The 26,453-nt window shown below is 61.6% G+C and carries 19 protein-coding genes; 10 read left to right on the top strand and 9 right to left on the bottom strand.

Annotated elements, in window-relative coordinates:
* Positions 1-61: 61 nt before the first annotated feature.
* Positions 62-1,666: a carboxyl transferase domain-containing protein gene (locus C4J92_RS16310; protein ID WP_124404588.1), complete on the bottom strand. Its 1,605-nt coding sequence runs from the start codon at positions 1,664-1,666 to the stop codon at positions 62-64.
* Between the two features lie 105 nt (positions 1,667-1,771).
* Complete coding sequence (locus C4J92_RS16305) at positions 1,772-2,935, bottom strand: isovaleryl-CoA dehydrogenase (protein ID WP_124404587.1); 1,164 nt, start codon at positions 2,933-2,935, stop codon at positions 1,772-1,774.
* Between the two features lie 150 nt (positions 2,936-3,085).
* Between C4J92_RS16305 and C4J92_RS16300 the strand changes: the two genes are divergently transcribed.
* Entirely contained in the window at positions 3,086-4,717 is a 1,632-nt protein-coding gene (locus C4J92_RS16300) for an AMP-binding protein (RefSeq protein ID WP_124404586.1), read from the top strand.
* Positions 4,718-5,392: 675 nt separating this feature from the next.
* On the opposite strand, the gene C4J92_RS16295 is transcribed toward C4J92_RS16300, so the two are convergent.
* From C4J92_RS16295 to C4J92_RS16285, 3 genes are all read right to left on the bottom strand, one after another.
* Positions 5,393-6,292: a hydroxymethylglutaryl-CoA lyase gene (locus C4J92_RS16295; protein WP_124404585.1), complete on the bottom strand. Its 900-nt coding sequence runs from the start codon at positions 6,290-6,292 to the stop codon at positions 5,393-5,395.
* Between the two features lie 16 nt (positions 6,293-6,308).
* Positions 6,309-6,701 carry a MerR family DNA-binding transcriptional regulator gene (locus tag C4J92_RS16290; protein ID WP_124363351.1) on the bottom strand — a complete coding sequence of 131 codons (393 nt, stop codon included), beginning with the start codon at positions 6,699-6,701 and terminating at the stop codon, positions 6,309-6,311.
* 113 nt (positions 6,702-6,814) lie between these two features.
* Positions 6,815-7,750, bottom strand: a complete 936-nt coding sequence (locus C4J92_RS16285) for a LysR family transcriptional regulator (RefSeq protein ID WP_124404584.1) — start codon at positions 7,748-7,750, stop codon at positions 6,815-6,817.
* Positions 7,751-7,901: 151 nt separating this feature from the next.
* Here C4J92_RS16285 and C4J92_RS16280 point away from each other — a divergent pair, with 151 nt between their 5' ends.
* Positions 7,902-9,131, top strand: coding sequence for an acyl-CoA dehydrogenase (locus tag C4J92_RS16280; protein WP_124404583.1), 1,230 nt, complete (start codon positions 7,902-7,904; stop codon positions 9,129-9,131).
* A 123-nt stretch (positions 9,132-9,254) separates the two neighbouring features.
* Here C4J92_RS16280 and C4J92_RS16275 read toward each other — a convergent pair whose 3' ends face one another.
* Both C4J92_RS16275 and xthA read right to left on the bottom strand, forming a co-directional pair.
* The gene (locus tag C4J92_RS16275) at positions 9,255-10,586 is read right to left on the bottom strand and encodes a substrate-binding domain-containing protein (protein WP_124404582.1); all 1,332 of its coding nucleotides are present in this window, start codon (positions 10,584-10,586) and stop codon (positions 9,255-9,257) included.
* A 487-nt stretch (positions 10,587-11,073) separates the two neighbouring features.
* Positions 11,074-11,886, bottom strand: a complete 813-nt coding sequence (gene xthA / locus C4J92_RS16270; RefSeq protein ID WP_124363347.1) for an exodeoxyribonuclease III — start codon at positions 11,884-11,886, stop codon at positions 11,074-11,076.
* Between the two features lie 169 nt (positions 11,887-12,055).
* On the opposite strand from xthA, the gene C4J92_RS16265 reads away from it, so the two are divergent.
* The 7 genes from C4J92_RS16265 to C4J92_RS16235 all read left to right on the top strand — a co-directional run bounded on the left by C4J92_RS16265 (position 12,056) and on the right by C4J92_RS16235 (position 23,086).
* Positions 12,056-12,706, top strand: coding sequence for an N-acetyltransferase (locus C4J92_RS16265; RefSeq protein WP_124404581.1), 651 nt, complete (start codon positions 12,056-12,058; stop codon positions 12,704-12,706).
* 64 nt (positions 12,707-12,770) lie between these two features.
* Positions 12,771-14,498: an autotransporter assembly complex family protein gene (locus tag C4J92_RS16260; RefSeq protein WP_124404580.1), complete on the top strand. Its 1,728-nt coding sequence runs from the start codon at positions 12,771-12,773 to the stop codon at positions 14,496-14,498.
* On the top strand, positions 14,498-18,184 hold the full coding sequence (locus C4J92_RS16255; RefSeq protein WP_124404579.1) for a translocation/assembly module TamB domain-containing protein: 3,687 nt from the start codon (positions 14,498-14,500) through the stop codon (positions 18,182-18,184). Before C4J92_RS16260 ends, C4J92_RS16255 begins: the two co-directional genes overlap by 1 nt.
* A gap of 236 nt (positions 18,185-18,420) precedes the next feature.
* Positions 18,421-18,891, top strand: a complete 471-nt coding sequence (locus tag C4J92_RS16250; RefSeq protein WP_124371113.1) for a MarR family winged helix-turn-helix transcriptional regulator — start codon at positions 18,421-18,423, stop codon at positions 18,889-18,891.
* Complete coding sequence (locus tag C4J92_RS16245; protein ID WP_124404578.1) at positions 18,891-20,342, top strand: efflux transporter outer membrane subunit; 1,452 nt, start codon at positions 18,891-18,893, stop codon at positions 20,340-20,342. The genes C4J92_RS16250 and C4J92_RS16245 overlap by 1 nt, the downstream gene beginning before the upstream one ends.
* A gap of 15 nt (positions 20,343-20,357) precedes the next feature.
* Complete coding sequence (locus C4J92_RS16240; RefSeq protein ID WP_124404577.1) at positions 20,358-21,557, top strand: efflux RND transporter periplasmic adaptor subunit; 1,200 nt, start codon at positions 20,358-20,360, stop codon at positions 21,555-21,557.
* Positions 21,557-23,086 carry a DHA2 family efflux MFS transporter permease subunit gene (locus C4J92_RS16235; RefSeq protein ID WP_124404576.1) on the top strand — a complete coding sequence of 510 codons (1,530 nt, stop codon included), beginning with the start codon at positions 21,557-21,559 and terminating at the stop codon, positions 23,084-23,086. Before C4J92_RS16240 ends, C4J92_RS16235 begins: the two co-directional genes overlap by 1 nt.
* 154 nt (positions 23,087-23,240) lie before the next feature.
* On the opposite strand, the gene lpxH is transcribed toward C4J92_RS16235, so the two are convergent.
* Both lpxH and C4J92_RS16225 read right to left on the bottom strand, forming a co-directional pair.
* A complete protein-coding gene (lpxH, locus tag C4J92_RS16230) occupies positions 23,241-23,990 on the bottom strand; it encodes a UDP-2,3-diacylglucosamine diphosphatase (protein ID WP_124404575.1) in 750 nt (249 codons plus the stop codon).
* Positions 23,987-24,493, bottom strand: a complete 507-nt coding sequence (locus C4J92_RS16225) for a peptidylprolyl isomerase (protein ID WP_065877469.1) — start codon at positions 24,491-24,493, stop codon at positions 23,987-23,989. Before C4J92_RS16225 ends, lpxH begins: the two co-directional genes overlap by 4 nt.
* Before the next feature lie 248 nt (positions 24,494-24,741).
* On the opposite strand from C4J92_RS16225, the gene C4J92_RS16220 reads away from it, so the two are divergent.
* Entirely contained in the window at positions 24,742-26,442 is a 1,701-nt protein-coding gene (locus C4J92_RS16220) for a glutamine--tRNA ligase/YqeY domain fusion protein (protein WP_124404574.1), read from the top strand.
* Positions 26,443-26,453: the final 11 nt, after the last annotated feature.

Genomic DNA, 26,453 nt, shown 5'->3' with positions numbered 1-26,453 from the left:
CGGGTATCCAGGATGCACGCGTTGACTGGACGTTTTTCGCGAGCGAGCTCGCTCCTACAGGTTACATGCGGAACACGCCGAAGCGGCTCGGCTCGATAGGGGCATTCAGCGCGGCGGACAACGCCAGGGCCAGCACGTCGCGGGTCTGCAGCGGATCGATGACGCCGTCATCCCACAAGCGTGCGCTGGAATAATAGGGGTGGCCCTGAGTTTCATACTGGTCGAGGATCGGCTGCTTGATCGCCGCTTCATCGCTGGCACTGAATGCCAAGCCTGCGCGCTCTGCCTGCTCGCGCTTGACCTGCACCAGCACGCCCGCCGCCTGTTCGGCGCCCATCACGCCGATGCGTGCGTTGGGCCACATCCACAGGAAACGTGGGTCATAGGCGCGACCGCACATGCCGTAGTTACCGGCGCCGAAACTGCCGCCGATTATCACTGTGAACTTCGGCACCTTGGCACAGGCCACCGCCGTGACCAACTTGGCGCCATGCTTGGCGATACCGCCGGCTTCGTACTTCTGGCCGACCATGAAGCCGGTGATGTTCTGCAGGAACAGCAGTGGAATGCCGCGTTGGCAGGCCAGCTCGATAAAGTGCGCGCCTTTCTGCGCGGCCTCGGCGAACAGAATCCCGTTGTTCGCCAGGATCGCAATCGGGTAGCCGTGCACATGCGCAAAGCCGCACACCAGGGTGGTGCCGAACAGCGCCTTGAACTCATCGAATACCGAACCGTCCACCAGCCGGGCGATCACTTCGCGCACGTCGAACGGCTGCTTGGCATCGGCCGGGATCACGCCGTAAAGCTCTTCGCTGCTGTACAGCGGCGCCACTGGCGGACGTTGGCGCAACTCGCCCAGCTTGCGCCAATTGAGGTTGGCCACGCTGCGACGGGCCAGGGCCAGGGCGTGTTCATCGTTGTCGGCATAGTGGTCGGCCACGCCGGAAATCCTGCAGTGCACATCGGCACCGCCGAGGTCTTCGGCGCTGACCACCTCGCCGGTAGCGGCCTTCACCAGCGGCGGGCCGGCGAGGAAGATGGTCGCCTGCTGGCGCACCATGATCGCTTCGTCGGCCATGGCCGGCACATACGCGCCACCGGCCGTGCACGAGCCCATCACCACAGCAATCTGCGGGATGCCCTGGGCGCTCATATTGGCCTGGTTGAAGAAGATTCGCCCGAAGTGCTCGCGGTCCGGGAACACTTCGTCCTGGCGCGGCAGGTTGGCTCCGCCGGAGTCCACCAGGTAAATGCACGGCAGGCGGTTCTGCTCGGCGATGGTCTGGGCGCGCAGGTGTTTTTTGACGGTCAGCGGGTAATAGGAGCCGCCTTTGACGGTGGCATCATTGGCGACGATCATGCATTCGACGCCTTCCACGCGGCCGATGCCGGCAATGACGCCGGCGGCCGGCACGTCTTCGCCATACACCTGATGGGCGGCCAACTGGCTCAGTTCGAGGAACGGCGAGCCCGGGTCGAGCAAGCGATCGATGCGCTCGCGCGGCAGCAGCTTGCCGCGTGAGGTGTGGCGTTCCTGGGCCTTGGCGCCGCCGCCTTGTTGGACCTGGGCGAGCAGGTTGTGCAGCGCGTCGACCTGTTGGCGCATCGCCGCGCTGTTGGCGATAAATTCCGCCGAGCGTGGGTTGAGCTGGGTGTGTAGAAGCATGGGCTACTCCGTAGCAGCTTTAAGTTTCGAGCCACAAGCTACAAGTTAGAAGCAAGAGCACCGTCCTCTTGCCACTTGAAGCTTGTCACTTGCCGCTGACGAAATTTATTTCGTCTCGTTGAACAGTTCGCGACCGATCAACATCCGTCGAATCTCACTGGTGCCGGCGCCGATTTCGTACAGCTTGGCGTCTCGCAGCAGGCGCCCGGCGGGGAATTCATTGATGTAGCCGTTGCCGCCCAGGATCTGGATCGCATCAAGGGCCATTTGCGTGGCGCGCTCGGCGCTGTAGAGGATCACCCCGGCCGCATCCTTGCGCGTGGTTTCACCGCGCTCGCAGGCCTGGGCCACCGCGTAAAGGTAGGCGCGGCTGGCGTTGAGCTGGGTGTACATATCGGCGACCTTGCCCTGGATCAGCTGGAATTCGCCGATGCTCTGGCCGAACTGCTTGCGGTCGTGGATGTAGGGCACGATCAGGTCCATGCAGGCCTGCATGATGCCGGTGGGGCCGCCGGAGAGCACCACGCGCTCGTAGTCGAGGCCGCTCATCAGCACTTTGACGCCGCCGTTGAGCACGCCGAGGATATTTTCCTCGGGGACGTGCACGTCATCGAAAAACAGCTCGCAGGTGTTGGAGCCGCGCATGCCCAGCTTGTCGAACTTGTTGCTGCGGCTGAAGCCTTTCCAGTCACGCTCGACGATGAACGCGGTGATGCCGTGGGCACCCTTTTCCAGGTCGGTCTTGGCGTAGATCACGTAGGTGTGGGCATCGGGACCGTTGGTGATCCAGGTCTTGCTGCCGTTGAGCACGTAAGCGTCACCCTGCTTGTCGGCGCGCAGTTTCATCGAGACCACGTCGGAGCCGGCGTTCGGCTCGCTCATGGCCAGCGCGCCGATGTGCTCGCCGCTGATCAGCTTGGGCAGGTACTTGAGTTTTTGTTCGTGGCTGCCGTTGCGGTTGATCTGGTTGACGCACAGGTTGGAGTGAGCGCCATACGACAACGCCACCGAGGCCGAGCCACGGCTGATTTCTTCCATGCTTACCACGTGCGCCAGGTAACCCAGGCCGGCACCGCCGTACTCTTCCGGCACGGTGATGCCCAGCAGGCCCATATCGCCGAACTTGTGCCACAGGTCGGCGGGGAACAGGTTGTCGATGTCGATCTGGGCAGCGCGGGGAGCAATTTCCTTGGCCACAAAGGCCTGCACCTGGTCGCGCAGCATGTCGATGGTCTCACCGAGGGCGAAGTTCAGGGACGGGTAACTCATGGACAGGCACCTTAATGTGAGCTTTTGTTGTTGTGTCGGCGAGGCGCGGAGGAGGGCGCTCACCTTTACGTTAACGTAAGCTTGCGTTGGGGCGCTGTCAATCGTAGTTTACGTTTACGTCAACCTACAAAAAAGACAACAGGGGCCGTTATGGATCAACCGAACCTGAGCTACAGCCGTGGCTCCCAGGACAAGACCTTGCTGGCCGAGACCATTGGCCAGGCCTTTGATCGGACTGTCGCACGCTATCCCGAGGGTGAAGCGCTGGTGGTGCGTCATCAGGATTGCCGCTACACCTGGCAGCAACTGGCCGAGACGGTGGACGTGCATGCCCGCGCGTTCATGGCCCTGGGGATGCAGGTCGGCGACCGCCTGGGTATCTGGGCGCCCAACTGCGCCGAATGGCTGATCTGCCAGGTGGCAAGCGCCAAGCTCGGGGTGATCCTGGTCAATATCAACCCGGCGTACCGCAGCAGTGAATTGGAATATGTGCTCAAGCAATCCGGCTGCGCGTGGCTGGTGTGCGCCGGTTCGTTCAAGACCTCCGATTACCACGCCATGCTGCAAGCGCTCCAGCCCGACCTGCGCGCCATCGTCAGTCTCGACCCCGACCCGCCCGCAGGATTTCTGCCTTGGTCACACTTGTCGGCGTTGGCGGCGCAGGTTGCGCCTGAACAACTGCACGCTCGCCAAGCCGGCCTGCACGCCGACCAACCGGTCAATATCCAGTACACCTCCGGCACCACCGGTTTCCCCAAGGGCGCTACCCTCAGTCACCACAACATTCTCAATAACGGCTACATGGTCGGCCAAAGCCTTGGCCTTACGGCGCACGACCGCCTGGTGATCCCGGTGCCGCTTTACCATTGCTTCGGCATGGTGATGGGTAACCTTGGCTGCATCACCCACGGCACCACCATGATCTACCCCAATGACGGCTTCGACCCACTGCTCACGCTTACCGCCGTCGCCGAAGAACGCGCCACGGGCTTGTATGGCGTGCCGACCATGTTCATTGCGCTGCTCGATCACCCGCGCCTTGGCGAATTCGACTTATCCAGCCTGCGTACCGGGATCATGGCCGGGTCGACCTGCCCGATCGAGGTGATGCGCCGCGTCATTGGCCAGTTGCACATGAGTGAAGTGCAGATCGCCTATGGCATGACCGAAACCAGCCCGGTGTCGTTGCAGACCGGCGCCGATGACGACCTGGAACGCCGCGTGACCACCGTGGGCCGCACCCAGCCGCAGCTGGAAAACAAGATCATCGACGCTGACGGCAACACGGTGCCACGCGGTGAGACAGGCGAACTGTGCACGCGCGGCTACAGCGTAATGCTCGGCTACTGGAACAACCCCGAGGGCACCCGCGATGCTATCGACGCGGAGGGCTGGATGCACACCGGTGACCTGGCGACCATGGACGAGCATGGCTATGTGTGCATCGCCGGGCGCAACAAGGACATGATCATTCGCGGTGGCGAGAACGTGTATCCACGCGAGCTTGAGGAGTTTTTCTTCACCCATCCGGCAGTGGCCGATGTGCAGGTCATCGGTATTCCCGATGAGCGCTATGGTGAGGAAATTGTCGCCTGGATCAAACTTCACCCAGGCCATGTGGCGAGCGAACTGGAACTGCAAACCTGGTGCAAGGGCCGCATCGCGCACTTCAAGATGCCCAGGCACTTCAAGTTCGTAGACGCGTTTCCAATGACGGTGACGGGCAAGATCCAGAAATTCCGCATGCGCGAAATCTCGATTGAAGAGCTGCAAACACGCTAGATCGTTCCCACGCTCTGCGTGGGAATGCAGCCCCTGACGCTCTGCGTCACCTTAGCGCAGTAGCCGAAACGTGCGGCGGCTGGCGCGACGCGGAGCGTCACAGGAAGCGTACCCACGCAGAGCGTGGGAACGATCAGCCAGAAAGCACAAAGGGGACCCGAAGGTCCCCTTTAATTTATCGTTGCGTGCTCTTTTTTTATTATTGAGGGGCGGTCTATTGTTGTTTTTGGCAACCGTTACCCTTTACCGCTGTTTTGGCGACCCCCATCCGGGGTCAAGAGCAAACGTATTTTTTTGAACGCTGATCTGCTTCTTCGTAAACGATCCAACCAGTGGGCAGCTACCTGAGGTAGTTTTATTTTTCTCTGACCGGTTGCGGGTTTCGGCATGCCGTACCCTGCGAAGCACATCTTCTCCAAAAAAATCTGTTAGCTGCGTCTCTGCCGTGTTGTTTTTGTTATGTCAGAGTCGTTTCGTCTTATTTTTATTAGGTTTGGCGCTTTTTATTTTTGTTATGCAGTAGAGATAGCAGAAGCCGTGCCAACTTTTTAAATTCCTTTAAAATCAAGCAGTTGATTTTTTAGCACGTCATATCTTTCAAAAAACGCGACGGATTCTGTTCCCTCGTTACCCGCTGTGTCGGCGTGCGGTAACACATTGTCACATCCGTGCTACTCAACCGGCGTTACGCGCCTTCGCCACCCGTGACCCGCTCGCCCGTCCCAGCACCTGGCTGATGTGCTGGCCGGCGTCAATCAAGCGTTCCAGGTCGATACCCGTGTCGATCCCCAGCCCATTGAGCAGGTACACCACATCTTCGGTGGCGACGTTACCGCTCGCGCCCTTGGCATAAGGGCAGCCGCCAAGGCCCGCGATAGAGCTGTCGAATACCTGAATACCTTCCAGCAGGCTGGCGTAGATATTGGCGATCGCCTGGCCGTAGGTGTCATGAAAATGCCCTGCGAGCTTGTCACGCGGTACCTGTGCACCGACCACCTCGAACAGCCGCCGTGTCGCGCCGGCCGTGCCGGTGCCGATGGTGTCGCCCAGGGACACTTCATAGCAGCCCATGGCATAGAGTTCGCGGGCGACCGCCGCGACCTGCTGCGCGGCGATTTCGCCTTCATAGGGGCAACCCAACACACACGACACATACCCGCGCACGCTGACCCCATGCTGCCGGGCCGCGGCCATGATCGGTGCAAACCGCTCCAGGCTCTCGCTGATGGAGCAGTTGATATTGCGTTGGGAAAACGCTTCGGACGCCGCCGCAAATACCGCGACTTCCTTGACCCCAGCCGCCAGCGCATCTTCAAAGCCGCGCAGGTTCGGCGCCAGCGCACCGTAGGTCACGCCAGGCTTGCGCTGGATCTGCGCGAACACCTCGGCGGAGCCGGCCATCTGCGGCACCCATTTGGGCGACACGAAACTGCCGACCTCGATATAGCTCAAGCCAGCGCCGCTCAAGGCGTCCACCAACCGCACCTTGTCGGCCACGCTGATCGGCTGGGCTTCGTTCTGCAAACCGTCGCGCGGGCCGACTTCCACCAGGCGTACGTGTAAGGGGAGGGACATGACGGTTACCTTCTGATCAATGGCCGGCCTGGCTCATGGTAGTTGCCAGTGCCTGGGTGCAGCGCTCTTCGGCGGTGTCCAGTTCCAGCTTCATCTGTTCGATATCCAGCAACTGTTGCTCGAGCTGCTCGCGGCGTTCAGCGATTTTTGCGAGCATGCTGTTGAGTTGGATGTGGTTGCCGCTGGTGGGGTCATAGAGTTCGATCAGCTCGCGGCATTCAGCCAGGGAGAAGCCGATGCGCTTGCCGCGCAGAATCAGCTTGAGGCTGACCTTGTCCCGCGCCGAGTAGATACGCTCCTGGCCCCGACGTTCCGGGGCCAGCAGGCCTTGTTCCTCATAGAAGCGAATGGCGCGGGTGGTGATATCCAGCTCGCGGGCAAGGTCGGAGATGCTGTAGGTGGTGCTCATGGCGGTGCTCAGGAAGGTCTTGGCGCTAAGCTAATTGCAGGTTGACGTAAACGTCAAGGACTGCTGCGCAGCCCATCGGGGGCAAGCCCCTCCCACAGGGGAACTCCTTCACCTCAGGCTTGTTGTTTATCCAGCTTTTTTTCGTGGGCCGTTACCTGCTGGCACAACTCGATCATCTGCTCGCGCATCCAGCGGTTGGCCGGGTCCTGGTCGGTGCTTTCGTGCCAATACAGGTGGGTTTCCACCGCTGGCACATCATTGACCGGCAGGTTGAACCAGTGCAGTTCATGGCGGCGGGCGAAGCGTTCAGGTACGGTCATGACCATGTCGGTCTGCTGCAATACCTGCGACGCCATCAGGTAGTGCTGGGAGCGCAGGGCGATCTTGCGCTGGATGCCCATCTTGCCCAGGGCCAGGTCGACATGGCCCAGGCCGTTGCGGCGGCTGGAAATATGGATATGGGTCAGGGACAGGTAGTCATCCAGGCTGAATTTGTCCTTGCCTGCCATCGGATGGCCCTTGCGCATGGCGCATACGTAGCGGTCTTCCATCAGCTTGACATGACGCACCTGCGGGTCGGTGTTGAGCGGCGCATCCACGGCAAAGTCCAGGCGTCCGGCGGCCAGCTCCTTGGTGGTTTCGCGGCGTTTGGACAAAAAGCTCTCGATGACCACCGTCGGCGCCAGGCGGCGCAGGCGCTGGAACAGTGCTGGCAGAATGACCGCTTCGGTCAGGTCGGTCATGCTGATGCGGTAGGTCTTGGCCGCCTGTTGCGGATTGAAAATCCGGCTTTCCTGCACTGAAACCCGCAGCAACGACAACGCATTACGCACCGGGCCGATGATGTTCTGTGCCATCGGTGTGGGCACCATGCCCTGGGCGGTGCGCACGAACAGCGGGTCGTTGAAGGTCTCGCGCAGGCGTGCCAGGGCGTTGGACACCGCCGGCTGGGTGATGCCGACAATCTGCCCGGCGCGGGTCAGGTTGGCTTCGGTATAGATCGCGTCGAAGACGATAAAGAGGTTGAGGTCGACCTTGCTCAGATTCATGTCGTTGCACTCTTATTGTTAGGTATTCATACGCCGATCATATATCGGTGATGAATGTTAATACACGCCGAGAATAGGCTAGGTAAATTATCAGCGCTGTTCTAGCATCGATTGCATGACTTAAACAACCTCTCAGAGAAGGGAGCTGCTCATGGATTTCGCCTATTCGCCCAAGGTTCAGGAACTGCGTGAACGCGTCAGCGCATTCATGGACGCTTACGTCTACCCGGCCGAGCCGGTGTTCGAACGCCAGGTCAGCGAAGGTGACCGCTGGCAGCCCACCGCGATCATGGAAGAACTCAAGGCCAAGGCTAAAGCCGAGGGGTTGTGGAACCTGTTCCTGCCGGAATCCGAGCTGGGCGCCGGCCTGAGCAACCTCGAATATGCGCCGCTGGCCGAAATCATGGGCCGCTCGCTGTTGGGTCCGGAACCGTTCAACTGCTCCGCCCCCGACACCGGCAACATGGAAGTGCTGGTGCGCTACGCCAATGAAGAGCAGAAACAACGCTGGCTTGAACCGCTGCTGCGCGGTGAGATTCGTTCCGCCTTCGCCATGACCGAACCGGACGTGGCCTCCTCAGACGCCACCAACATGGCCGCCCGCGCTGAACGCCAGGGCGATGAATGGGTGATCAACGGCAAGAAGTGGTGGACCTCCGGCGCCTGCGACCCGCGCTGCAAGATCCTGATCTTCATGGGCCTGAGCAACCCGGATGCGCCACGCCACCAGCAGCATTCGATGATTCTGGTGCCGGTGGACACTCCCGGCGTAAAAATCCTGCGCCCGCTGCCGGTATTCGGTTACGACGACGCGCCCCACGGCCACGCCGAAGTGCTGTTCGACAACGTGCGCGTGCCGTACGAAAACGTACTGCTGGGTGAAGGCCGTGGGTTTGAGATCGCCCAGGGCCGCCTCGGCCCTGGCCGTATCCACCACTGCATGCGCTCGATCGGCATGGCTGAGCGCGCGTTGGAATTGATGTGCAAGCGCTCGGTCAGCCGCAGCGCGTTCGGCAAGCCGCTGGCGCGCCTGGGGGGCAATATCGACAAGATCGCCGACTCGCGCATGGAGATTGATATGGCGCGGCTGCTGACCTTGAAAGCGGCGTACATGATGGACACCGTGGGGAATAAAGTCGCCAAAAGCGAAATCGCCCAGATCAAGGTGGTCGCGCCGAACGTGGCACTGAAGGTGATCGACCGTGCGATCCAGATTCACGGCGGCGCCGGCGTTTCCAACGACTTCCCGTTGGCCTATATGTACGCCATGCAACGCACCCTGCGCCTGGCCGACGGCCCGGACGAAGTGCACCGTGCGGCGATCGGCAAGTTCGAGATTGGCAAGTATGTGCCCAAGGAGCTGATGCGCGGCGGGCAGTAACACCGCGTCGCCTGCCATCGGGAGCAAGCCCCCTCCCACATTTTGACTGTATTCACAAATCTAAGTGTGGGAGGGGGCTTGCCCCCGATGAGGCCAGTTCAGCCACTGAAAATCCAACAGCCCTCAGTACACCCAAACCTCCACCCGCCGATTCTTGATCCGCCCCTCATCCTCAGTATTTGCCGCCACCGGCATCTGCGCGCCAAACCCGCGAATATCGCGCAGTACCACGCCGCTTTTCACCAGCTCCCTGCGCACCGCCATGGCCCGCAATTTGGACAGCAGGGCCGCCCGCTGCGGATCATTCTTGGCATCGCCAAAGCCCACCAGCGTCACTTGCTTGTGCAGTTTGCCGTGGCTTTGCAGATACGCCACCACCCGCTGCACATCCTGGCGCGCCTTGTTGTCCAGGCTGGCGCTGCCTTCCTCGAAACGGAAATTTACCGTCAAACGCTGGGCGCTGCGCGCAATCGCCTGATACGCCTCGGGCATCGAGGCCCGTGGGGCTACGCCAATCGCCTGCACGTGCTGGGCGACAAAGCCGTTGGCCGCCACGATCGCCTGGCCCTGATCGCTCTGGGCAAAGTCCACCAAGGCTTTGGCCCAAGGATTACGCGTCGCCGGCGGCAGATAAAAGTACAGGCGCCGTGACAGCGGGTAATCCTCGGTGGCGATCAAGCTGTTCAGCGCCGGCATCGGTTGCGAGTCGCCATCGACAATCGCCACGGCCTTGGCTTGGCGCACGTAGGGCAGGCCGATAAAACCGATGCCTTGGGGGTCCTGGCTGACCGCATCGGACAGCGCTTCACTGGACTCGAAACGCTGGGCTGACGCGGCCAGCGGTTTTCCGCGTCGGTTCAGCACCAGCTCCTTGAAGGTGTCATAGGTGCCGGACTGATCGTCCCGCGCGTACAGATGAATAGCTGCGCCACTGCCGCCGAGCGTTTCCCAGGTGCTGATCTCGCCATTGAAAATCTGCGCCAGTTGCTCGGTGTTGAGGCTGTTCAGCGGATTACGCGGGTTAAGGATGATCGCAAGGCCATCAATGGCAATCACGTGTTCGGCGGTGGGGCTTTTCAGGTCGCCGAGGGGCGCGAGGTCTAGCCGTTCGCTGTCCTTGATCGGGCGGGACGAGGCGGCCAGGTCGGCGCTGTGGTTTTTCAGCGCGGCAAACCCGGTGCTGGAACCATGGGCGGCGACGTCGACCCTCACGGTCTTGCCCTCACGGGTTTTGCCGATCACACGCTGTTCATTGGCGCTCTCGGCGGGTTCGCTGTGCACACCTTGCAAACCCTGCTGCTCCATCAAGCCCCTGACCAATGCCGGGACCAAACCCGCGCCAATGGTGTTGGAGCCCTGGATACGCAATGCCGGGCCTTGATCAGGCAGGGGCAGCGGGGCGGACACCGCGAAGAAAGGGAAAAGGGCCAGCAGTAATAGAACGCGCAGCAGCATGCCGACACCTTCGTCAGCCAAAGGGAGTGCCGCGAGATTAAGTCAGTGGGATTGCAGTAATGTGACCGTCACGCCACAAGTCAAAATGTGGGAGGCCCCACTACCTCTTCGACGTAGCGCTGTCGCGCAGCAAACTGGGGGCGCCTACAAATATTCTTGGCGCTGAGGTGATCGTTCCCGCGCTCTGCGTGGGAATGCCTCCTGGGACGCTCCGCGTCCCGCCAAGCGCTGCAAGTTTCGGCGATTGCGCACAGGTGACGCGGAGCGTCACGGGCTGCAATCCCACGCAGGAGCGTGGGAACGATCTTTGAATGTGAAATTTCAGTTTTTAACTGAAAAATTAATCCTTTAAAATCAGCGAGTTATTTTAAGTTTGATAAGAGGGGGCTTGCTCCCGATGGCGGTGTATCAGCTACAGATCAGCTGACTGACACACCACTATCGGGAGCAAGCCCCCTCCCACATTGACCGGGTAGAGTCAGCGGAATCAGCTCAGCTCCAACCAGATCGGCGCATGGTCCGACGGTTTTTCCAACGCGCGCAAATCGTAATCCACTCCCGCGTCCTTGAGCCGAGGCACCAGGCCGGTGGACGCCATGATCACGTCGATGCGCAGCCCACGCTTGGGCTCATCCTCAAAGCCACGGCTGCGGTAATCGAACCAGCTGAAGCGGTCGGTCACCTCAGGATTCAAGTGCCGGAAGCTGTCCACCAGGCCCCAGTTTTTCAGGCGGGCCATCCATTCGCGCTCTTCCGGCAGGAAGCTGCACTTGCCGGTTTTCAGCCAGCGTTTGGCATTGTCGGCGCCGATGCCGATGTCGCAGTCCTGCGGGGAAATATTCACGTCGCCCATCACCACCAGGGCCTGATCGTTGCTGAACTGGCTTTCCAACAGCTGTTGCAGGTCTTCGTAGAAGCGCTGCTTGGCCGGGAATTTGGTCGGGTGGTCGCGGCTTTCGCCTTGGGGGAAGTAGCCGTTCATGACAGTGACCGGGTGCCCGTTCTCGTCGGCGAAGGTGCCCCAGATGAAACGGCGCTGGGCGTCTTCTTCATCGCTGGCAAAACCTTTGTGCAGGCTCAACGCCTCTTTGCGCGAGAGCAGGGCCACGCCGTAATGGCCTTTCTGGCCATGGTAATAAACGTGATAGCCCAGCGCCTGGACTTCGGCCAGCGGGAACTGGTCATCGTGGACCTTGGTTTCCTGCAGGCCGATCACATCCGGTTGATGCTTTTCAATCAGCGCCGCCAGCTGATGAGGGCGGGCGCGCAGCCCGTTGATGTTGAAGGAGACGATTTTCATGGTCGGCAGTCCAGTCTGGCAAAAGGGCGATGCTAGCCGACAAGTCGGACTGCGGCCAGCGTGGCGGTAGGACGAATGCGCTGCTAATGTCTGGGAACGACTGGCGCTGCGCAGGTTCGTACCCATAAGAACGCCACCTTTTTGAGTGGCGCCCAGGAGATTGACTGTTATGCCTGATACTTCGACGGCCGCTGCCGAAATCCGTGTGCTCAATAGCGGCTATTCCCGCGAAGCGCGTTCCCTGCTGTACCAGGCCTACCGTCACGAACCGACCTTCGCCTACATCTTCGAAGCCGAGCGCCCCGGTTATGAACAGCGGGTACGCGCCACCGTGCGCGAGCTGGTCAAGCAACATTTCTTCCAGAAGCTTCCGGCCATTGGCCTGTTCGTCAACGACCGTCTGGTCGGCGTTGCCCTGATCGCCCCGCCGCAACGGCGCCTGGGCATCACCGAGAGCTGGGCCTGGCAAATCCGCATGTGGCTGAGCACCGGGGTACGCGGCACGCGGCGTTACCTTGAATACCATCAGGCCGTCCTGGCGTGCCTGCCCACCGAGTCGGTGCATGTGTTGCCATTGCTGGGCATTCACCCGCAGTTGCAGGGCCACCACTACGGCGAACAATTGCTTGAAGCGGTTCACAATTGGTGCGCCGAAGACCCGCATTCATCGGGCGTGGTGCTCGACACGGGCAATTCCCGTTACCTGGAGTTCTATAAGCGCCAGGGCTATGAGGAAATCGGTGAAATTGCCGTAGGACCTGTGCTGGAGCATGTGTTTTTCCATCCCAACCCCCAGCCGTTAAGTGCTGCAGCGACTTGAGACAGAATTATTCAGACAAATCCGGGTTCAAAGTTCCTCTCTCGCTCGTGTAGCATCCGCGCCTATGAAGTTTCCAGGAAGATTTACCAGCGGCTTGATCCTGCTGTTCACAAGCTGCGGCGCATGGGCGCAAAGCGAATTGGACGTGCGGATCAAGCCCTCTAACGACGCGCTGAAAGCCAACATCGAAGGCTACATCGGCGGCGTGGGCGATCGTGATGAAGAAGCGCTGCTGCGGTTCAGCCGTGGCGCCGAGGAGCAGGCGCGCAAAGCGGCCCAGGCCCTGGGCTTCTATCAGCCACAGATCGCCAGCGATGTGCAGGGCGGCAAGAACCCGCGCCTGATCCTCACCATCGACCCCGGCGAGCCCGTGCATTTGCGCAACGTCACCCTGCGGGTCGACGGCCCGGCGGCGAGCCTCAAGGGCTTTCGCGTGCCCGCCAGTGACGATCTCAAGCCCGGCGCGGTGCTCAACCACGGCCATTACGATGATGCCAAGCGTCTGATCCAGAACCAGGCATCGCGCTACGGCTTTTTCAGCGGGCGCTTTACGCGTCAGACACTCTCCGTCGATCCCCAGGCGGGCGTCGCCGATATCGAGCTGGTTTACGACAGCGGCCCGCGCTACAGCATGGGCAAGGTCAGCTTTAGCGGCGACACTCCATTCGATGAAGAACTGCTGCAACGCATGGTGCCCTTTGAAAGTGGCACCCCTTACGACTCCGAACTGATCGCCGAACTCAACCAGAACCTGCAAGGCAGTGGCTTCTTCGACAGCGTGCGCGTGGACGCCAGCCCCACGGCCTCGACCAACGACGTGATTCCGGTGGCCGTGCAACTGGACACGCGCAAGCCACGCACGATGGGCCTGGGCCTGGGTTTCTCGACGGACGTCGGCCCGCGCGGCAAGGCCAACTGGACGCGCCACTGGGTCAATCCCCAGGGCCACAGTTATGGCTGGGAGGCCGAGCTTTCGGCGCCACGCCAGAACGTCGGCCTGTGGTATGACGTTCCGCTCGACCCACCGCTCACCGACAAACTGCGCTTCGCCGGCGGTTACCAGAATGAAGAGCTGGCCAACACCGACACCCTGAGCAAGCTGCTCACCGTCGGGCCCGAATGGCACAGTAAATTGCCCAGCGGCTGGACACGGGTTATCTCGCTCAAATACCAGCGCGAAGAATACCGCCTGGGCAATGACTCGGGCCTGAGCAACCTGGTGATGCCGGGGATCAGCTACTCCTACCTGCGCAGCGACAACCGCATCGATCCGCACAACGGTTATCGCCTGATGTTCGACAGCAAGGTCGCCAAGGAAGGGCTCGGTTCCGACACCAATCTGCTGTACGGCACCGCCACGATCAAGGGCTTGACCACCTTGTGGGATAACCATCGGTTCCTGGGCCGCGCGCAAGTGGGCGGCAGTGCCACCAACGGCTATAAGTCGGTGCCGCCTTCGCTGCGCTTCTTTGCCGGTGGCGACCAAAGCGTGCGCGGCTATGAATACCAGACCCTGTCACCGGAGAACGATCGCGGTGACCGCATCGGCGGCCGCTATATGGTGGCGCTGAGTGCCGAGTATCAATATTCCATCGCCGACAAATGGCGGATCGCTACCTTTATCGACCAGGGCAACTCGTTCAATACCCTGGAAATGCCCAGCCTGAAAACCGGTGTCGGTGTGGGCGTGCGCTGGGTTTCGCCGGTTGGCCCGATCCGCCTCGACCTGGCCCATGCCCTGGAAGACCCGGGCGGCATTCGATTGCACTTTTCCATGGGGCCTGAGCTGTGATGCGTGGTTTGAAAATAGCCGGGCTGGTCCTGATGGCCATCCTCGCGGTGGCGGTGTTGGCGCTGTGGTCGGTACTCGGAACCCAGGCGGGCAGTCGCTGGGCACTGGGCCAGGTGCCGGGTTTGAGCCTGGAAAACTTCCAGGGGCGCCTGGGCGGACAGTGGAGCGCCGATCACCTGCTATGGCAGCAAGACAGCAGCCGCGTCGAGCTTGATGCGCCCACGTTTGAGTGGTCGCCGGACTGCCTGTTGCGTATGACTCTGTGTATCGATCGCCTGGATGTGGAGCGGGTCAGCCTGCAATTTCCCCCAAGCGCCGAAGCGAGCAGCAGCGGGCCCATCGCGTTGCCCGACCTGAAGCTGCCGCTGGCCATCCAGTTGGGCGACGTTCGCGTCGGTAGCCTGTTGTTCAACGGCAGTGAAGAACTCAAGGGCCTGCAACTGGCGGCGCACTGGACCTCCGCAGGTATGCAGATCGACGCCGTGCACCTGCAACGGGACGGCTTGGTGCTGGACCTCGCCGGCCTGCTGCAACCTGTCGGCGACTGGCCTTTGACGGCCAGCGGTAATCTCAGCCTGCCTTACGCGCCGGGCGGCGCACCGTGGATGGTGGCCCTCAAGGTCGATGGCGACTTGCTCAAGACACTCAAGCTCGACGCCGACAGCAGCGGCTATCTGCCGGCCAAGCTCAGTGGCGAGTTGCAGCCGCTGGTGGACAATCTGCCGGCGCAATTGCGCATCACCGCAGACGCCTTCAAACCCAGCGCCGACCTGCCCGACACCCTGCAACTCAATCAATTGGACCTGAGCGCCAAGGGCGACCTGAAAAACGGTTACCAACTGTTGGGCAAAGCGCTGCTACCGGCGGAAAAAGGCCCGGTGGACCTGCTGCTGCAAGGCAAGGTCGACGCCAAGGGCGCACAGATCGCCGGCCTGGACCTGACAGCCGGCGACCAGCAAAGCCTCAAGCTCAGCGCCAATCTGGACTGGCAACAAGGTTTCAGCGCCGATGCCAAGGTCGCCTGGCTGGACTTCCCCTGGCATCGTTTGTACCCGCTGATCGACGAACCGCAGGTGACCTTGCGCACCTTCAACGGTGAAGTTTCCTATAAAGACGGCAACTACCTGGGCAACCTCAAGGCCGATCTCGACGGCCCGGCGGGCAAGTTCAACGTGGTTACACCGTTCAGTGGTGACCTCAAGCAAATCTTCCTGCCCGAGCTCAAGTTGACAGCCGGCCAGGGCAAGGCCGAAGGGCGTTTGAACGTACAGTTCGCGGACGGCATCGCCTGGGACACCGCGTTGGATTTGACCGCGTTGAACCCGGCCTATTGGGTCGCCGAATTGCCCGGTACCCTGGCCGGGCCGCTGCGCAGCAAGGGCGAATTCAACAACGGGCAACTCAAGCTTAACGCCGACCTTGACCTCAAGGGCCATCTGCGCGGGCAAACCGCCGTGCTGGCCGCCAAGGCCGAAGGCGCGGGCGAACAATGGACCCTCGCCAACCTGGACATCCGCCTGGGCGACAACCGCATCAACGGCAGCGGCAGCCTGCAGCAACGCCTGGCCGGGCAGATCGACATCAAGCTGGCCCGCCTGGCCCAGCTCTGGCCGCAACTGCGTGGGCAGATTAACGGCCGCGTCGATGTCAACGGCACTCTGAAAGCGCCGCAAGGCAAGCTCAACCTCAAGGGCCAGCAACTGGCATTGGCCGACAATCGCCTGCAAAACCTCAGCCTCGACGCGACACTGGACAGCGCCCAGCGCGCCAGGATCGACCTCAAGGGCAGCGGCATCCAGAGCGGCGAGACCCAGGTCGGTACGCTCACCGCCAGCGCCCAGGGTGATATCAAGAGCCAGAAGGTCCAGCTGGACCTGGCCGGTCCTTTGCTCAAGCTGGCCCTGGCCCTGGACGGCAACCTCGATAAAGGCAACTGGCGCGGGCGCCTGGCCAGTGGTGACGTGCAAGCGGGTGGCCAGGACTGGAGGCTGCAAGCCCCGGCGAAAATCGAGCGCCTGGCCGATGGCAAGCTGACCTTTGCCGCCCATTGCTGGGTGTCCGGTGGCGCCAGCCTGTGCGGCGAAGACCAGCGCCTGATGCCCGAGCCGAAGCTGCGTTACCACCTCAAGCAATTCCCCCTCGACAGCCTCGCGGCCTTTTTGCCCAAAGACTTCGCCTGGCAGGGCAGGCTCAATGCCGACGTGCAACTCGATCTGCCGGCCAGCGGCCCCAAAGGCGTGGTGTCGGTGGACGCCGGTGGCGGCACCCTGCGCGTCAAGGACAAGAATCAGTGGCTGGATTTCCCGTACGACACCCTCAAGCTGGAAACCACCCTCAACCCCAAGCGCATCGACACTCAGTTGAACTTCCGTGGCGGCAAGCTCGGCGAGTTGCTGTTGCAGGCGCAGATCAATCCGCTGCCGGCCAACAAGCCGATCACCGGCAATTTCAGCCTCACCGGGCTGGACCTGGCGGTGGCACGGCCGTTCGTGCCGATGGTGGAAAAACTCAGCGGCAAGCTCAATGGCAACGGGCGTATTTCCGGCGGCTTGCTCGCACCCCAGGTCAACGGCAGCGTGAATCTTGTCGATGGCGAAATCTCCGGGCCTGAACTGCCGGTGAGCCTGGAAGGCCTGAACGTGCAGGCGCTGATTGCCGGCGAAAGCGTACAGCTCAATGGCGCCTGGCGCAGTGGCAAGGCCGGGCAGGGCAGCCTCAAGGGCCAGATCGACTGGGGCCGCGCCCTGGTGGTGGACCTGAGCCTCAAGGGTTCGCAACTGCCGGTGACGGTCGAGCCCTATGCCGTACTGGAAGTGGCGCCCGACCTGAAGATCAGCCTCAAGGACGACAAGCTGGCGATTGCCGGCAAGGTGCACATCCCGCGCGGCGATATCACCGTGCGCGAGCTGCCGCCGTCGACGGTCAAGGTGTCCGATGACACGGTGATCGTCGGCAGCCAGACCGAAGAGGGCAAGCCGCCGATGGCGATGGCCATGGATATCGACGTGGAAGTGGGCGAAGACCAACTCAACTTCGCCGGCTTCGGCCTCACCGCCAAAGTGCAAGGCCATGTGCATATCGGCGACAACATGGACACCCGTGGCGAACTGTGGCTCAACGATGGCCGTTACCGGGCCTACGGCCAGCGCCTGAATGTGCGCCGTGCGCGCCTGTTGTTCGCCGGGCCGTTGGATCAGCCGTTCCTGGATATCGAGGCGGTACGCGTGACCACCGAGTCTTCCCGCACGGTCACCGCCGGCATTCGGTTGAGCGGCAGTGCCGAGCAGCCGACCACGCAGATCTTCTCCGAGCCCGCCATGGCCCAGGAAGACGCGCTGTCCTACCTGGTGCTGGGGCGTTCGCGTACCAACAACGGTGAAGACAACAACATGCTCGCCGAAGCCGCCCTGGGCCTGGGCCTGATGGGCAGCGCCGGGGTGACCTCGGACATCGCCACCAAGTTGGGCATCCAGGATTTCGACCTGGATACCCAAGGCAGCGGCAACAGCACGGCGGTGGTGGCCAGCGGCAAGATCAACGAAAAACTCAGCCTGCGTTACGGGGTTGGGGTGTTCGAACCGGCCAATACCATCGCGCTGCGCTACCTGCTGAGCAAGAAGGTGTACCTGGAAGTCGCAACTGGGGTGGCCAGTTCGCTGGACATCTTCTACAAGCGCGATTTCTAAGCATCACGCGGTCAAAAATGTGGGAGGGGGCTTGCTCCCGATAGCAGTGTGTCAGGCAGCTAATCTGTACCTGACCCACCGCTATCGGGAGCAAGCCCCCTCCCACATTGGTATGTATTTCACTCAAGTTTTCATGTGATTACCAAGCAACCTAACTATTCCATTTGACATTCGCTGCCTAAGCAGTAATATCTCGTCACACATTCACTGCCTAGGCAGTAATAAGGTGACTTCCGATGCCGCATTTCACCCCTGAAAACTTCCACAACTGCCACCTCGGGCTGTTGCTGGGCCGCGCTGCGATCCTCAAGGACCGCATCATCGACACCCATATGGAACCTCACGGCATTACCGCCGCGCAGTTCAAGGTGTTGATCATCATGGCCCAGTTCGGCGTCGACACGCCGGCCGAGCTGTGTCGCAACCTGTCCCTGGACAGCGGCTCGATGACGCGCATGCTCGACCGGCTGGAGCAGAAAAAGCTGCTCAGTCGCAAGCGTTCCGACCTGGACCGCCGCCAGGTGCAGTTGGTGCTCACCGCCGACGGCCAGCGCCTGGCAGACATGCTGCCGCAGATCGGTGCCCAGGCCCTCAACCAACTGGCCGGTGTGCTTGAGGCGGGCGAGCTGGAAACCCTGGAGCGGATCCTCAAGAAAATTCTGATAGCTGCGGGTGATCCCATCACCCTTCAGCGGGTAGGACAATGATGAACACACGCGCATTCAGCCTGGTGCTGATGGCGATGACGTTGGCCGGTTGTGCCAACTACAGCGGCCTTGACACCCAAGGCAAACGCCTCGACGCCAATAGCTTGCAAACCGGCAAATCCCTGAGCGGTGTCAGCCTGTCCAGCGCCGCCTGGCCGGCCGCCGACTGGTGGAAAAGCCTCGGCGACCCACAGCTCGACGGCCTGATCCAGGAAGCCCTGCAATACAGCCCCGATATGCAGGTCGCCAGTGCCCGTGCGCACCAGGCCGAAGCTGCGGCCTATGCCGCCAACGCCGCGCGCATGCCTACCCTGGATGCCAGCGCCGGTGTCAGCCGTTCGCGGCTGGCCAAGGACCAGGACCCGCGCGGGGAGGGCGATGCCTATTCGACGGTGCGCAACATCGGCGCCAGCTTCAATTACAACTTCGACCTGTGGGGCGGCCAGCGCGCCGCCTGGGAAGCCGCCCTTGGCCAGGCTCGCGCCGCCGAAGTCGACCAGCAGGCCGCGCGCCTGACCCTGGCCGCCAACGTGGCCAAGGCCTACAGCGATCTGGGCCAGGCGCATATCGTGCGTGACCTGGCTGCCGACGACCTCAAGCGCACCCGCCAGATGCTCGACCTGAGCAAGCGTCGCCTGAGTTCCGGCATCGACAGCGAATACCAATACCAGCAAACCGAAAGCCTGGAAGCCAGCTCCCAGTCGCAGTTGATCGATGCGGAAAAACAACTGCAAAGCGCCAAGATCGCCCTGGCCGTGCTGCTCGGTAAAGGCCCGGACCGTGGCAACGAACTGGCGCGCCCGAATGTATTGAAACCCACGGCGGTCGCCGTGCCGTCGGTGTTGCCCGCCGAGCTGCTTGGCCGGCGCCCGGACCTGGTCGCCGCGCGCTGGCGGGTGGAAGCTGCGAGCAAGGACATCGCCGCCAGCAAGACCCGTTTCTACCCCAACCTCAACCTGAGCGCGAGCGCCGGCGCCGAATCGTTGTTGGGCGACGCCATGTTCGGTTCGGCCAGCCGCTTCTTCAATATCGCGCCGACGATATCGCTGCCGATCTTCGACGGTGGCCGCCTGCGCGCCGACCTCGACGCCCGCGACGCCGATTACGACCTGGCCGTGGCCCAGTACAACAAAACCCTGGTGCAAGCCCTGGGCGACATCGGCAGCACCTTGTCGCAACTGCGCGATACCGGGCGGCAGATCCAGGCGCAGCAACACGCCGCCGATATCGCCCAGCAGTCTTATGACACCGGGGTGCAACGCTACAGCTCCGGCATCGGTAACTATCTGGATGTGCTCAGCATCGAGCAGCAATTGCTGCAGGCCCAGCGTCAGTTGGCGACCTTGAATGCTGCGCAGATCGATCTGTCGATTCAATTGATGCAGGCACTGGGTGGTGGGTTCAACGCCAGCAACGTGGCCGCGACCACCCCAGCCAACCGCACGGAATAATTTGAGGTATTTGTCATGGCCACTGCCGACAGCAACACTGCACCCGAACAAACCAAAGACAACAACCCGCGCAAACGCAAAGTCATGCTGATCGGCCTGGCGCTGATCGTCATCCTCGGTGTCGTCGGCGTCTGGGCCTGGTACGAGCTCTACGGGCGCTTCAACGAAAGCACCGATGACGCCTACGTGAATGGCAACGTGGTGGAAATCACCCCGCTGGTCACCGGCACGGTGGTCAGCATCGGCGCCGATGATGGCGACCTGGTCCACGAAGGCCAGGTGTTGGTCAACTTCGATCCCAACGACGCCGCCGTCGGCCTGCAAAGTGCCCAGGCCAACCTGGCCCGCACCGTGCGCCAGGTCCGCGGCTTGTACAGCAATGTCGATGGGATGAAAGCCCAGGTCAACGCGCAGAAAGCGGACGTGCAGACCGCCCAGGACAACTACAACCGGCGTAAGACCCTGGCCCAGGGCGGGGCGATCTCCCAGGAGGAGCTGTCCCACGCCCGTGACAGCCTGACCGCCGCCAAGAACGCCTTGACCAACCTTGAGCAGCAACTCAAAACCAGCAATGCCCTGGTGGATGACACGGTGATTTCGTCCCACCCGGATGTGCAGGCCGCCGCCGCGCAACTGCGCCAGGCTTACCTGGCCAACGCCCGCAGCACCTTGATTGCCCCGGTCACCGGCTATGTGGCCAAGCGCACCGTGCAACTGGGCCAGCGCGTGCAACCGGGTACCGCGCTGATGGCGGTGATTCCGCTGGACCAGCTGTGGATCGATGCCAACTTCAAGGAAACCCAGCTGCGTGATATGCGCATCGGCCAGCCGGTGGATATCGAATCGGACATTTACGGCAGCGATGTGAAGTACAGCGGCACCGTCGACAGCCTGGGCGCCGGCACGGGCAGCGCGTTTGCCTTGTTGCCCGCGCAGAACGCCACCGGCAACTGGATCAAGATCGTGCAGCGGGTGCCGGTGCGCATCCATATCAACGCCGAAGAGCTGGCCAAGCACCCGTTGCGGGTCGGCTTGAGTACCGTGGTCAACGTGGACCTGCATGACCAGAGCGGCCCGGTGCTGGCGCAACAGGCGCCGCAGAAGGCCTCGTTCACCACCAACGTGTATGACCGCCAATTGGCCGAAGCCGATGCCATGATCAACCAGTTGATCCATGACAACAGCGTCGCCGCTCCCAAGGCTGCGCAACGCTGATGAGCAATAACGCCTCGTTCACGCCGCCCAGCCTGGTAATGGCCACTATCGGGCTGTCGCTGGCGACCTTCATGCAGGTGCTCGACACCACCATCGCCAACGTGGCGTTGCCGACCATTTCCGGCAACCTGGGCGTGAGTTCGGAGCAGGGCACCTGGGTCATTACCTCGTTTGCGGTGAGCAACGCCATTGCCTTGCCGCTCACCGGCTGGTTGAGCCGGCGCTTCGGCGAAGTGAAGCTGTTTCTGTGGGCGACTATCCTGTTCGTGCTGGCGTCGTTCCTGTGCGGTATTTCCACCTCGATGCCCGAGTTGATCGGCTTTCGCGTGCTGCAGGGCCTGGTCGCCGGGCCGCTGTACCCGATGACGCAAACCTTGCTGATTGCGGTGTACCCGCCGGCCAAGCGCGGCATGGCCCTGGCACTGCTGGCGATGGTCACGGTGGTGGCGCCGATTGCCGGGCCGATCCTCGGCGGCTGGATCACCGACAGCTACAGTTGGCCGTGGATCTTCTTCATCAACGTGCCCATCGGCATCTTTGCGGTGATGGTGGTGCGTGCGCAGCTCAAGAAACGCCCGGTGCAGACCAGCCACCAACCGATGGATTACGTCGGGCTGCTCAGCCTGATCGTCGGGGTCGGCGCCTTGCAGATCATCCTCGACAAGGGCAATGACCTGGATTGGTTCGAGTCCAATTTCATCATCATCGGTGCGGCCATTTCGGTGATCGCCCTGGCGGTGTTCGTCATCTGGGAAATGACCGACAAGCACCCGGTGGTCAACCTGCGCTTGTTTGCCTACCGCAACTTCCGTATCGGCACCATTGTGTTGGTCGGCGGCTATGCGGGTTTCTTCGGCATCAACCTGATCCTGCCGCAATGGCTGCAGACCCAGATGGGCTACACCGCCACCTGGGCCGGCTTGGCGGTGGCGCCGATCGGTATTCTGCCGGTGCTGATGTCGCCGTTCGTGGGCAAGTACGCGCACAAGTTCGACCTGCGTCTGCTGGCGGGGCTGTCATTCCTGGCGATGGGCTTGAGCTGTTTCATGCGTGCGAGCTTCACCAACGAGGTGGATTTCCAGCACATCGCCCTGGTGCAGTTGTTCATGGGTATCGGCGTGGCGCTGTTCTTCATGCCGACCTTGAGCATCCTGATGTCCGACCTGCCGCCGCAGCAGATTGCCGACGGCGCCGGTCTGGCGACCTTCCTGCGGACCCTGGGCGGCAGCTTCGCGGCGTCGCTCACCACCTGGATCTGGATTCGCCGCGCCGACCAGCACCATGCCTACATGAGCGAGAACATGACCGTCTATGACTCGACCACGCGCGATGCCGTGCAGGCGCTGGGTGGGGCAGGGCACAAGGCCTATGCGCAACTGGACCAGATTCTCACCAGCCAGGCGTACATGATGTCTACCGTGGATTATTTTACGTTGATGGGGTGGGTCTTCGTGGGGTTGATGCTGTTGGTGTGGCTGGCTAAGCCGCCATTTGGCGCCAAGGCCGGGCCGGAGGCGTCCGGGCACTGACCTTCAAGAGTGAAATGCAAGCCAATGTGGGAGGGGGCTTGCTCCCGATTGCGGTGGGTCAGTTACAGATTGGCTGACTGACTCACTGCTATCGGGAGCAAGCCCCCTCCCACATTTTGATCTCTGTTCACATGGGATCAGTGGTGTTTGAGGATCATGCGCCAGGCAATGCCAACTGCGGATTGACGAAGTCAAACGCCGCCAGTTGAAAGCCTTGCTCATCCACCTGCAACGCCCACCCTTGCTTGTCCCAATCCCCCAGCACAATGCGCCTGGCCGCCTGGTCACCAATCTGCAGCTTATGAATGGCGGGGCGGTGGGTGTGGCCGTGAACGAGGGTGCGCACGCCAAAGTGTTGCATGACCCGTGGCACTTCTTCCGGCGTGACGTCGACAATGTCGTTGGCCTTCATCCGTACCTGGGCGCTGCTTTCACTGCGCAGCTTGCGCGCCAGCCGGTGGCGGGTGCGCAGGGGCAGGTGGCGCAGGATGAACAGCACCAGCGGGTTGCGCAGAATGCGCCGCAGCTTCATATAGCCGAGGTCGCGGGTGCAAAGGCTGTCGCCGTGCATCAGCAGCACGGGTTCGCCGGCGAGCTGCACGACACTCGGGTCCTTGAGCAGCGTTGCGCCTGCCGCTTTGCAGAACGCCTTGCCGATCAGGAAATCGCGGTTGCCGTGCATGATGAAAATCGGGGTGCCGCTGTCGCTCAGTTCGCGCAGTGCGGCGCAGATCGAGCGTTGGAACGGTGTCATCCCATCGTCGCCAATCCAGGCTTCGAAGAAGTCGCCCAGAATGTACAACGCCTGGGCGCCACGGGCGCGGCCGTGGAGCAGATCCAGAAACGCCCGGGTGATGTCCGGGCGCTCCTCTTCCAGATGCAAATCTGAAATCAGCAATATCACGCTTCGATGATCTCGGCTTTCTCGACGATCACGTCTTCGGCTGGAACGTCCTGGTGGCCGGCCTTGGAGGTGGTGGACACGCCTTTGATCTTGTCGACAACGTCGGTGCCTGCGGTGACTTTACCGAACACCGCGTAACCCCAACCCTGCACGTTCTTGCCGCTGTGGTTGAGGAAGGCGTTGTCGGCCACGTTGATGAAGAACTGCGCGGAGGCCGAATGCGGCTCCATGGTACGGGCCATGGCGACGGTGTACTTGTCGTTGGAAAGGCCGTTGTCCGCTTCGTTCTGGATGCTTGGACGCTTGTCTTTCTTCTCTTTCATGCCGGGCTCGAAACCGCCGCCCTGGATCATGAAGTTGCCGATGACACGGTGGAAAACGGTGTTTTCGTAGTGGCCGGCTTTGACGTACTCGATGAAGTTGGCGACGGTGATCGGCGCTTTCTCGGCGTTCAGCTCGATGACGATGTCACCGTGGTTGGTGGTCAGTTTGACTTGAGTCATGTTCACTACTCTTTTCAGGGAATTCGTGGGGTTGGGCGAATAAACGCTTTACCTGCCTGGCTAAACGGCGGCCAAGTCGCGCAGTTTAGCGTGCCCTGCAGGAATTTCGAGGTGGTTTTTTACCGCCAAGGCAATTAAAGCAGCAGTTTTTGACCGCGCTCTGTCAGGCGGTTGACAGGTTCGGCTATGATAAGCCCTTTGTTTTATCTGGCCTCACCCGGCCACGAACCTGTCTGTTCAAGGATCCTATGAGCAAGCCCACTGTCGACCCTACCTCGAATTCCAAGGCCGGACCTGCCGTCCCGGTCAATTTCCTGCGCCCGATCATCCAGGCGGACCTGGATTCGGGCAAGCACACGCAGATCGTCACCCGTTTCCCGCCAGAGCCCAACGGCTACCTGCACATCGGTCACGCCAAGTCGATCTGTGTGAACTTCGGCCTGGCCCAGGAATTCGGCGGCGTCACGCACCTGCGTTTCGACGACACCAACCCGGCCAAGGAAGACCAGGAATACATCGACGCCATCGAAAGCGACGTGAAGTGGCTGGGTTTCCAATGGTCTGGTGAAGTGCGCTATGCCTCGCAATATTTCGACCAGTTGCACGACTGGGCCGTCGAGCTGATCAAGGCCGGCAAGGCCTACGTCGACGACCTGAGCCCGGAGCAGGCCAAGGAATACCGCGGCACCCTGACCGAGCCGGGCAAGAACAGCCCGTTCCGCGACCGTTCGGTAGAAGAGAACCTCGACTGGTTTGCCCGCATGCGCGCCGGTGAGTTCCCGGACGGCGCCCGCGTGCTGCGCGCCAAGATCGACATGGCCTCGCCGAACATGAACCTGCGCGACCCGATCATGTACCGCATCCGCCATGCCCACCACCACCAGACCGGTGACAAGTGGTGCATCTATCCCAACTATGACTTCACCCACGGTCAGTCGGACGCCATCGAAGGCATCACTCACTCCATCTGCACCCTGGAGTTCGAAAGCCACCGTCCGCTGTACGAGTGGTTCCTGGGCAACCTGCCGGTGCCGGCACAGCCGCGCCAGTACGAGTTCAGCCGCCTGAACCTGAACTACACCATCACCAGCAAGCGCAAGCTCAAGCAACTGGTGGATGAAAAGCACGTATTTGGCTGGGACGACCCGCGCATGTCGACGTTGTCGGGCTTCCGCCGTCGCGGCTACACCCCGGCGTCGATCCGCAATTTCTGCGAGATGGTCGGCACCAACCGTTCCGACGGTGTGGTTGACTTCGGCATGCTCGAGTTCAGCATCCGCCAGGACCTCGACGCCAATGCCCCGCGTGCCATGTGCGTGTTGCGTCCGTTGAAGGTCGTGATCACCAACTATCCGCAAGACCAGGTCGAAAACCTCGAACTGCCGCGTCATCCGCAGAAAGAAGAGCTGGGCGTGCGCAAGTTGCCGTTCGCCCGTGAAATCTACATCGACCGTGATGACTTCATGGAAGAGCCGCCAAAGGGCTACAAGCGCCTGGAACCCAACGGCGAAGTGCGCCTGCGCGGCAGCTACGTGATCCGTGCCGATGAAACCATCAAGGACGCCGATGGCAACATCGTCGAACTGCGCTGCTCGTACGACCCGAACACCCTGGGCAAGAACCCCGAAGGCCGCAAGGTCAAGGGCGTGGTCCACTGGGTCCCGGCCGCTGCCAGCATCGAATGCGAAGTGCGCCTGTACGATCGGCTGTTCCGTTCGCCGAACCCTGAGAAAGCCGAAGACAGCGCAAGCTTCCTCGACAACATCAACCCAGATTCGCTGCAAGTCCTCACGGGTTGTCGCGCCGAGCCATCGCTTGGCGACGCACAGCCGGAAGACCGGTTCCAGTTCGAGCGCGAAGGTTACTTCTGCGCGGATATCAAGGACTCCAAACCTGGTCATCCGGTATTCAACCGTACCGTGACCTTGCGTGATTCGTGGGGCCAGTGATTCTCTAAGGA

The organism is Pseudomonas sp. R3-18-08 (genome assembly GCF_003852065.1).
In the GTDB taxonomy this organism is placed as follows: domain Bacteria; phylum Pseudomonadota; class Gammaproteobacteria; order Pseudomonadales; family Pseudomonadaceae; genus Aquipseudomonas.
Note: the sequence above shows the minus strand (reverse complement) of the source record. Positions and strands in the feature narration are given on the sequence as shown.

What these genes read in the sequence shown, in the direction of transcription:
- C4J92_RS16305 (WP_124404587.1), bottom strand. Translation starts at nt 2,935, where the DNA reads ATGAGTTACCCGTCCCTGAACTTCGCCCTCGGTGAGACCATCGACATG.
- C4J92_RS16290 (WP_124363351.1), bottom strand. Translation starts at nt 6,701, where the DNA reads ATGAGCACCACCTACAGCATCTCCGACCTTGCCCGCGAGCTGGATATC.
- C4J92_RS16250 (WP_124371113.1), top strand. Translation starts at nt 18,421, where the DNA reads ATGCCGCATTTCACCCCTGAAAACTTCCACAACTGCCACCTCGGGCTG.
- C4J92_RS16240 (WP_124404577.1), top strand. Translation starts at nt 20,358, where the DNA reads ATGGCCACTGCCGACAGCAACACTGCACCCGAACAAACCAAAGACAAC.
- C4J92_RS16310 (WP_124404588.1), bottom strand. Translation starts at nt 1,666, where the DNA reads ATGCTTCTACACACCCAGCTCAACCCACGCTCGGCGGAATTTATCGCC.
- C4J92_RS16235 (WP_124404576.1), top strand. Translation starts at nt 21,557, where the DNA reads ATGAGCAATAACGCCTCGTTCACGCCGCCCAGCCTGGTAATGGCCACT.
- C4J92_RS16265 (WP_124404581.1), top strand. Translation starts at nt 12,056, where the DNA reads ATGCCTGATACTTCGACGGCCGCTGCCGAAATCCGTGTGCTCAATAGC.
- C4J92_RS16295 (WP_124404585.1), bottom strand. Translation starts at nt 6,292, where the DNA reads ATGTCCCTCCCCTTACACGTACGCCTGGTGGAAGTCGGCCCGCGCGAC.
- C4J92_RS16245 (WP_124404578.1), top strand. Translation starts at nt 18,891, where the DNA reads ATGAACACACGCGCATTCAGCCTGGTGCTGATGGCGATGACGTTGGCC.
- C4J92_RS16255 (WP_124404579.1), top strand. Translation starts at nt 14,498, where the DNA reads ATGCGTGGTTTGAAAATAGCCGGGCTGGTCCTGATGGCCATCCTCGCG.
- C4J92_RS16285 (WP_124404584.1), bottom strand. Translation starts at nt 7,750, where the DNA reads ATGAATCTGAGCAAGGTCGACCTCAACCTCTTTATCGTCTTCGACGCG.
- C4J92_RS16300 (WP_124404586.1), top strand. Translation starts at nt 3,086, where the DNA reads ATGGATCAACCGAACCTGAGCTACAGCCGTGGCTCCCAGGACAAGACC.
- C4J92_RS16280 (WP_124404583.1), top strand. Translation starts at nt 7,902, where the DNA reads ATGGATTTCGCCTATTCGCCCAAGGTTCAGGAACTGCGTGAACGCGTC.
- C4J92_RS16225 (WP_065877469.1), bottom strand. Translation starts at nt 24,493, where the DNA reads ATGACTCAAGTCAAACTGACCACCAACCACGGTGACATCGTCATCGAG.
- C4J92_RS16260 (WP_124404580.1), top strand. Translation starts at nt 12,771, where the DNA reads ATGAAGTTTCCAGGAAGATTTACCAGCGGCTTGATCCTGCTGTTCACA.
- xthA (WP_124363347.1), bottom strand. Translation starts at nt 11,886, where the DNA reads ATGAAAATCGTCTCCTTCAACATCAACGGGCTGCGCGCCCGCCCTCAT.
- C4J92_RS16220 (WP_124404574.1), top strand. Translation starts at nt 24,742, where the DNA reads ATGAGCAAGCCCACTGTCGACCCTACCTCGAATTCCAAGGCCGGACCT.
- C4J92_RS16275 (WP_124404582.1), bottom strand. Translation starts at nt 10,586, where the DNA reads ATGCTGCTGCGCGTTCTATTACTGCTGGCCCTTTTCCCTTTCTTCGCG.